The organism is Streptomyces sp. 13-12-16, assembly GCF_002114215.1.
In the GTDB taxonomy this organism is placed as follows: Bacteria; Actinomycetota; Actinomycetes; order Streptomycetales; family Streptomycetaceae; genus Streptomyces.
The window spans coordinates 1-7,862 of sequence record NZ_NCTE01000070.1; the positions used below are offsets into that span (position 1 = coordinate 1).

General features: G+C 71.8%; 5 protein-coding genes and 1 pseudogene. 2 read left to right on the plus strand and 4 right to left on the minus strand.

The annotated features are described in order from the left end of the window. Positions 1-607 precede the first annotated feature (607 nt). On the minus strand, positions 608-1,156 hold the full coding sequence (locus B7767_RS03305) for a MarR family winged helix-turn-helix transcriptional regulator (protein WP_085570785.1): 549 nt from the start codon (positions 1,154-1,156) through the stop codon (positions 608-610). 127 nt (positions 1,157-1,283) lie between these two features. Between B7767_RS03305 and B7767_RS03310 the strand changes: the two genes are divergently transcribed. Continuing rightward, complete coding sequence (locus B7767_RS03310; protein ID WP_085570786.1) at positions 1,284-2,558, plus strand: MFS transporter; 1,275 nt, start codon at positions 1,284-1,286, stop codon at positions 2,556-2,558. Between the two features lie 69 nt (positions 2,559-2,627). On the opposite strand, the gene B7767_RS03315 is transcribed toward B7767_RS03310, so the two are convergent. Both B7767_RS03315 and B7767_RS03320 read right to left on the minus strand, forming a co-directional pair. After that, positions 2,628-4,295 (minus strand): SpoIIE family protein phosphatase, encoded by a 1,668-nt coding sequence (locus tag B7767_RS03315; RefSeq protein ID WP_085570787.1) that lies wholly within the window; start codon positions 4,293-4,295, stop codon positions 2,628-2,630. Between the two features lie 172 nt (positions 4,296-4,467). Further along, complete coding sequence (locus tag B7767_RS03320) at positions 4,468-5,847, minus strand: NAD(P)/FAD-dependent oxidoreductase (protein WP_085570788.1); 1,380 nt, start codon at positions 5,845-5,847, stop codon at positions 4,468-4,470. A 378-nt stretch (positions 5,848-6,225) separates the two neighbouring features. Between B7767_RS03320 and B7767_RS03325 the strand changes: the two genes are divergently transcribed. Further along, on the plus strand, positions 6,226-6,975 hold the full coding sequence (locus B7767_RS03325) for a TetR/AcrR family transcriptional regulator (protein WP_085570789.1): 750 nt from the start codon (positions 6,226-6,228) through the stop codon (positions 6,973-6,975). Positions 6,976-7,629: 654 nt separating this feature from the next. On the opposite strand, the pseudogene B7767_RS03330 reads toward B7767_RS03325, so the two are convergent. Continuing rightward, positions 7,630-7,862: pseudogene (locus tag B7767_RS03330) on the minus strand (asparagine synthase); the annotation flags it as partial.

Sequence of the window (7,862 nt, forward strand, 5' to 3'; positions counted from 1 at the left end):
CCGGTGCACACATCACGAGAGCGGAACCACCGGAGGAATAGTCCGGCGGTTCACAGCGTCCTCGCTGTGTATTTCTTCAAAGGAACCTCAACCCGATCGAACCGATCAGGTCGGGGGATCAACATATCTGGCGTTGACTTTTGGCACGCTGTTGAGTTCTCAAGGAACGGACGCTTCCTTCGTACTCACCCTCGCGGGCTTTCCTCCGGGCGCTTCCCTTCGGTCTTGCGTTTCCGACTCTATCAGATCTTTCCGATCCGATTTCCCCGGTGCTTTCCAGGTTCCCGCTTTCGCGTTTCCCTTTCCGGCGGTTCCGACTCTATCAGATCCTTTCGGTCCTGATTCCCGGTCAGAGCGGGTTGTCTTCCCGGCCGTTGGGCCGTTCCGACGTCTCAAACCTTAGCGGACTCTCTCCGTGTTCCTCAAATCGAGGGTTGGAATTGAATTCGGGCACGCCGAAATCGTTCCCACTGGGAGGTCGTGCTGGGGTTTTGAGTGCCGCGGATGCGGCGGAAGGTGCCGCCGAAGAACCGTTACGGCCCCGTGGCAACCCGAAGAACCTTACGGATCGGGTAGGTGGCTGTCAACAGCCTCCGCCCAAGATTTTTCAGTCCAGGTCGCTGAGGCGTCCGCCGGCGTCCGGCTGGGCGTGTTCCACCCGGCGCAGGAGGCGGGTGAGGACCTCGCCCAGCGTCGCCCGTTCGTCCGGGTCGAGGTCCTGGAGGAGGTCCTCCTCGAAGACGGTGGCCAGGCGCATCGCCTCGAGCCACTTCTCACGGCCGGCGGAGGTCAGCTCCACGATCACGCGGACCCGGTTGGTCTCGTCCCGCTCCCGGTCGACCAGCCCCTCGGTGACCATGCGGTCGATCCGGTGGGTCATGGCGGCCGGGGTCAGGCCGAGGCGCTTGGCGAGGTCGCCGGGACCCATGCGGTACGGGGCGCCGGAGAGGACGAGGGCCTTGAGGACCTCCCAGTCGGCGTTGGTGATGCCGAGCTCGGCGGTCTGGCGGCCGTAGGCGACGTTCATGCGCCGGTTCAGGCGGGACAGCGCGTTGACGATCTTCTCGACCTGGGGGTCGAGGTCCTGGAACTCGCGCTGGTACGCGGCGATCTGCTCTTCGAGTGTCGGCTCGCCGAGGCCGGAGGTATCGCCCATGGCCGCAGTATGGCACGCCCCTCCTTTGCCTTGAAGTCCTTCGCTGTGTAGCCTTTAGCATCGAACTTTAGCTTCTAAGTCTTCACTCCTAACTACTTGCTTGAGAGAGGTGAACGTGACCAGGGCGATGGGCGCGGCGATGCGCCGGATCCACGTGGGCAACGCACTCAGCGCGTTCGGGCTGGGCTTCACGGTCCCGTACCTGTACGTCTATGTGGCGCAGGTGCGAGGGCTGGGAGCCATGACGGCGGGTCTCGTACTCGCCGTCTTCGCCGTGGCCGCGCTGATCGTGCTGCCGTTCGCCGGACGGGCGATCGTCCGGCGCGGCCCGCTGCCGGTGCTGCTCGCCGCCCTGGTCACGGCCGCGGTCGGGGCGCTGAGCCTGGGCCTGTCGAGTGGTGCGGCGACCGTGCTGCTGTCGGCGGCGGCGCTGGGCGCCGGGCAGGCGGTGATGCAGCCGGCGCTCGCGACGATGATCGTGGACTGCTCGACCATGGAGAACCGGTCGCGGGCGTTCGCCACCCAGTTCTTCCTGCAGAACCTCGGGCTCGGCGTCGGCGGTCTCATCGGCGGTCACCTCGTGGATCCCACGAAAGCGAGCTCCTTCGTTCTCCTCTTCGCGATCGAGGCGGCGATGTTCCTGCTGCTGGTCGTGGTGATGGCGACGGCGCGGATGCCGCACGCGCCGCGCGTCGGGAGCGCTCCGGCTCAGTCGGCCAAGGGCAGCTGGAAGCAGCTGCTGGGCAACCGGGCCATGGTGCAGCTGTGCGTGCTGGGCTTCGTGCTGTTCTTCGCCTGTTACGGACAGTTCGAGTCGGGACTGAGCGCGTACGGCGTCGAGGCCGCCGGGATCTCCACCTCCGCGTTGGGGACGGCGCTGGCCGCGAACACCCTGATGATCGTGGTGGCGCAGTTCGCGGTGCTGCGGTTCGTCGAGCGGCGCAAGCGCTCGCGCGTGATCGCGTCCGTGGGGCTGATCTGGGCCGTGGCGTGGGCCGTGGCCGGGTACGCGGGGCTCGGGAACGGGAGCCAGGCGATGGCGACCGCCGCGTTCGTCTCGACGTACGCGCTGTTCGGGCTCGGTGAGGCGATGCTGTCGCCGACGCTCGCGCCGCTGGTCGCCGATCTCGCGCCGACCGGGATGGCGGGGCAGTACAACTCGGCGTTCGCCCTGGTGAAGCAGCTCGCGCTGGCCGTGGGCCCGGCCGTGGGCGGGCCGCTGGGCGCCTCGCTGCACGCGCCGTACGTCGTGATCTTCCTGCTGTTCTCGCTGGGCATCACGGTGCTGGCGGTGCGGCTCGGGCGGCACCTCACGGACGTGCAGGACCAGCCGTCGGTGGCACGGAGCCGTGTGGTGGTGCAGGGCGGCGCGGCAGCGGGACAGGCTCCGGCGCACGCCTGATCCACACGCCCCGGCCTCACCCCCGTACGCCCCCGACCCGTGGGCCTCACCTCCGTACGCCCGGCTCCGCTACGAGCCGGGCGTCTTCGGGTCCGGCTTCGTCTTCGGCAGGAGGAACTCGCACCAGACCGCCTTGCCGCCGCCCGGGGTGCGTCTGCTGCCCCAGCCGGAGGCGATCGTCGCGACGATGGCGATGCCCCGGCCGGACTCGTCGCCGGGTTCCGCGCGGCGGCGCCTCGGCAGGTGGTCGTCGCCGTCGGTGACCTCGATGATCAGGCGGCGGTCGGTGCGGCGCAGCCGCAGCCGCATGGGCGGTGTGCCGTGCTGGAGGGAGTTGGCGACCAGTTCGCTGGTGGCCAGGACGCCCAGGTCGTGCAGCTCGGCGGGGAAGCGCCAGCTGGTCAGCACGCCGGAGGCGAAGGCACGCGCGCGTGGGGCCGCCTCGACCCCGCCGAGCAGTTCCAGCGCGGCGTTGCGGAAGAGCTCCCCCTCCGCGCCCTTGCGTGCGGGGTGCTGGAGGACCAGGACGGCGACGTCGTCGTCGTGGTCCGGGGTGACGCCGGCCGAGCGGACCAGGCGGTCGCAGACGACCTGGGGGCTGCCGGTGGCTCCGGCCAGGGCGCGTTCCAGGGCGGCGATGCCCTCGTCCAGGTCCTCGTTCCTCCGCTCGACCAGGCCGTCCGTGTAGAGGACGGCGGTGGAGCCGGGGGTGAGGGGGACGGAACCGGACGCGTGCATCCAGCCGCCGGTGCCGAGCGGGGGGCCGGTCGGTTCGTCGGCGCGCCGGACGGTGCCGTTCTCGTCGCGGACCAGGATGGGCAGGTGGCCGGCGGAGGCGTACACCAGGCTGCCCTCGTTGGGGTCGTGGATGGCGTAGGCGCAGGTGGCGATCTGGTTGGCGTCGATCTCCATGGCGAGGCCGTCGAGGAGCTGGAGCACCTCGTGCGGCGGGAGGTCGAGCCGCGCGTAGGCCCGGACGGCCGTACGGAGCTGGCCCATGACCGCCGCCGCGCGCACCCCTCGTCCCATGACGTCGCCGATGACGAGGGCGGTGCGGCCGCCGCCCAGGGTGATCACGTCGTACCAGTCGCCGCCGACGGCGGCCTCGGTGCCGCCGGGGTGGTAGGTGGCGGCGACGCGCAGGTCGTCGGGTTCCTCCAGTTCCTGGGGGAGGAGGGAGCGCTGGAGGGTGACGGCGGTCTCGCGCTGGCGGCGTTCGCTGGCGCGCAGGCGTTCGGCGGCCTCGGCGTGGTCGGTGACGTCGGTGGCGAAGACGAGCACCCCGCGGCCCTCGCCCTCGGTGACCGGGGTGCAGGTGAAGGTGTAGGAGCGGCCGTCGGGGGCCTTGCGGGACTTCACCGTGCGGGGCTTTCCGCTGCGCAGGACCTGGTCGAGGAGGGGCAGCAGACCGAGTGCCTCCAGCTCGGGGAGGGCTCCGCGCGCGGGGGCGCCGATCGGGCGGGCGCCGAAGGCCGCCGCGTAGGCGTCGTTGACGTAGGCGATGCGGTGGTCGGGGCCGTGGACCAGGGCGACGAGGGAGGGGACGTGGTCCAGGACCTCGCGCACCCCCAGATCGTCGACGGCGGGCACGGGCCGCGCGTCGTCGGTGGGCTGTTCGGCGCGGGCACCGGGCACGGAGCCCTCTCCCCGCCGGTCCGGAAGGACCGCCTGCTCGTTCCGCGCTGCGGCGCGGCGCTGCGTTCCGGGGAGCCGGGCGCTCCAGCGCGTGAAGTTCACGAATCCTTGCCTCGTGTAGTTGTCGGCGGCCGGAAACCGGGACCGGCCGGGGCCCCGGGGGCCGCACCGGGGTGGGCGGGGCCCGCCCGCGGTGGTGGACCAGTCTGGCAGGGTGCCGACCGGGCCGACATCCGTCAGACGCCGGTCCGGCTGCTGGAGTTCCTGGGTCCGGTCAGGACGACCCCTTCGGGTTGTGCGGAGGGTCCTGGGAAGGCTTTCCACCGGCCGCCAGTTCGAACTCCGCCCGGGGGTGTTCGAGTGAACCGAGCGAGACGACCTCCCGTTTGAAGAGCCCGGCGAGCGTCCACTCGGCGGCGACCCGCGCCTTGCGGTTGAAGGTCGGGACCCGGCTGAGGTGGTAGGTCCGGTGCATGAACCAGGCGGGGTAGCCCTTGAGCTTGCGCCCGTACACCTGGGCGACGCCCTTGTGCAGCCCGAGGGAGGCGACGGAACCGGCGTACTTGTGGGCGTACGTCTCCAGTGGTTCGCCCCGCAGGGAGTGGACGACGTTGTCCCCGAGGACCCGCGCCTGGCGGAGCGCGTGCTGCGCGTTGGGGGCACACTCCCGCCCCGGCTCCCGCGCGGTGACGTCGGGGACGGCGGCGGCGTCCCCGGCGGCCCACGCGTGCGCGACCCCGTCCACGGCCAGCTCGGCGGTGCACTTCAGCCGCCCTCGCCCGTTCAGCGGCAGGTCGGTGGCGGCGAGGACGGGGTGCGGCTTGACGCCGGCGGTCCACACGACCGTACGCGTGGGGAAGCGTGACCCGTCACTGAGCACGGCGACGCGGTCGGCACAGGACTCCAGCCGCGTCTCGAGGCGTACGTCGATGTTGCGCCGGCGCAGCTCGGTGACGGTGTACCGGCCCATCTCCTCCCCGACCTCGGGCAGGATGCGCCCGGACGCCTCGACGAGGATCCACTTCATGTCCTCGGGCCGGATGTTGTGGTAGTACCGCGCGGCGTAGCGGGCCATGTCCTCCAGCTCGCCGAGCGCCTCGACGCCCGCGTAGCCGCCCCCGACGAAGACGAAGGTCAGGGCGGCGTCCCGGATGGCGGGATCACGGGTGGAGGAGGCGATGTCCATCTGTTCGAGGACGTGATTGCGCAGGCCGATGGCCTCTTCCACCGTCTTGAAGCCGATGGCGTGGTCGGCGAGGCCGGGGATCGGCAGGGTGCGCGACACGGAACCGGGCGCGAGCACCAGTTCGTCGTACGCGATCCGCAGCCCCTCCGTGCCCTCCTCGCCGGTGGCGAGCGTGCTGACGGTGGCGGTGCGCCCGGCGTGGTCGATGCGGGTGGCCTCGCCGATGACGACGTGGCACCGGTCGAGGACACGACGCAGCGGTACGACGACGTGGCGAGGGGAAATGGCACCGGCGGCCGCTTCGGGGAGGAAGGGCTGGTACGTCATGTACGGGTCCGGGGTGACGACCGTGATCTCGGCCTCGCCCCGCCCGAGTTCCCGTTTCAGCCTCCGCTGGAGGCGCAGGGCCGTGTACATCCCGACGTAGCCGCCGCCGACAACGAGAATGCGCGCACGTTCCTTCACCATCCCATGACGCACCCGCCGCTTGCGTTTGTCCACAGCCCCGACGAATTGTGTGACCGGAGGGCCCTCGCGCACCGGGTTGGCCGATTCACCGGCCCTGCCGGAATTCTCCCAGGTCAGCAGCGGTGATCCGGTCCTCGTCCAGGGGTACATACAGGACGTATGCACCCCGTACTCCGATCGGGGGGCGCTCCGTGCGGAACCTGCCCCTTCTGAATTGACTCCCTCTCAACTATGTTCATCTGTCGACGGGGTGTAGGGGGATGTGCTCATCGGGCTCGCGACGGGCGGGACCGACAAGCCGGGCCTGTTCCGCACGCCCCGGACATCAATGGCGGGGAGAAGTCTCCGGGGGGAGACGTCATTACCGGGGGAATACATATGCATGTTCAGGACTCTCATTGGTCTTCCGCTCTCGCGGCCGGCACGACGATGAGCGCACCCAAGGGCGGCGGACGCCCGGACGGGGCGCGCACGGCACCGCTGCGCGTGGACGCCCAGCGCAATCTGGAGCACGTGCTGCGCGCCGCGCGGGAGGTCTTCGGCGAGCTGGGCTACGGCGCGCCGATGGAGGACGTGGCACGCCGGGCACGGGTCGGCGTGGGCACGGTGTACCGGCGCTTCCCGAGCAAGGACGTCCTGGTGCGGCGGATCGCCGAGGAGGAGACCTCCCGGCTGACCGACCAGGCACGGGCGGCGCTCGGCCAGGAGGACGAGCCGTGGTCGGCGCTGTCCCGTTTCCTGCGCACGTCGGTCGCGTCCGGCGCGGGGCGGCTGCTGCCGCCGCAGGTGCTGCGGGTGGGTGTGGCGGAGGAGCACGGTCGGCAGGACCACGCGCGGTTGCCGCAGCAGCGGACGCAGGCGGCGGGTGAGTTGCGGCTGGTGCCGGAGGCGCCGGTGGCCGTGGCGGCGCAGGACGACGCCGGTGCGGCGCAACTGCTTGATGTGGTGGGGCAGTTGGTGGACCGGGCGCGGGCCGCGGGCGAGCTCCGGCCGGATGTGTCGGTGTCCGACGTCCTGCTGGTGATCGCGACGGCGGCACCGTCCCTGCCGGATGCGGCACAGCAGGCTGCGGCGTCGGCGCGGCTGCTGGACATCCTGCTGGAGGGGTTGCGTTCACGCCCGGCGTAGGGGCGGTCGGCGGTGCGGGTGGGGCTGCGGCCCCGGCGCTTTCCGGGGTGCCCCGGGGTTGGTGTGGGCCGGGGGTGTTCGTGCAGCCCGGCGCTTACGGGGTGCCTCCCCAGAGGGGGTACCCCCAGCGCCCACCCTCCCCCACTCTCGGCTTCTCCCCCACTCTCGGCTTCGCTCGAGCGGGGGGACCCCCATGAGCGGGGGGACCCCCAGCGCCCTGGGGGCACCTCCCAGGCCCTTGAGGCACTGGGGGGAGGCACGACTGCCCGCGGATTGCGGGACATGCGGCACGACTGCCCGCGGAGGGCGGGAGTGGCCGTAGGCAGCCGCCCACGGCGGGAAGGGGACGGGGCGGGGGTGGCCGCCCGCAGCGGCTGGCGCGTCCGCACCCCGCACCCCCTCCGGAAGACGTGATCCGCGCCAGTCCGAGGACGGACACCCCCGACGCGGCCCCGACCCACCCACCGGCCGTGGGCGCTACCCCAACCCCCACCGAAGCCGCACAGGCGCCGCAGGCATGGGACCCGCACCCCCACCGAAGCCGCACAGGCACAAGACCCGCACCCCACCGAACCGAAAGCCGCACCGCAGGCATGGGACCCGCCGGACCGAGAACCGCGCCGCAGGCATCGCGCCCACCGGGCCGAGAGGGGGTCAGCGGGTGCCGGCTGTGCCGGCGCCGAGTGCGCCGCGTTGGGGGGCGATTCCGCCCGGGACCGCACGCTGGCGGGCCGGGGTGCCGGTCCAGCAGGTCCCCCTGCGGGCCAGCAGACGGCGTAGCCACACCTCCAGGGCGACCAGATCCGCCAGGCCGTCCAGTGGCAGCGGCTCGCCCTCCGCCGCGTCCCGCAGGGCCTTGCGCACCACCCGCGCCTCGACCAGCCCCG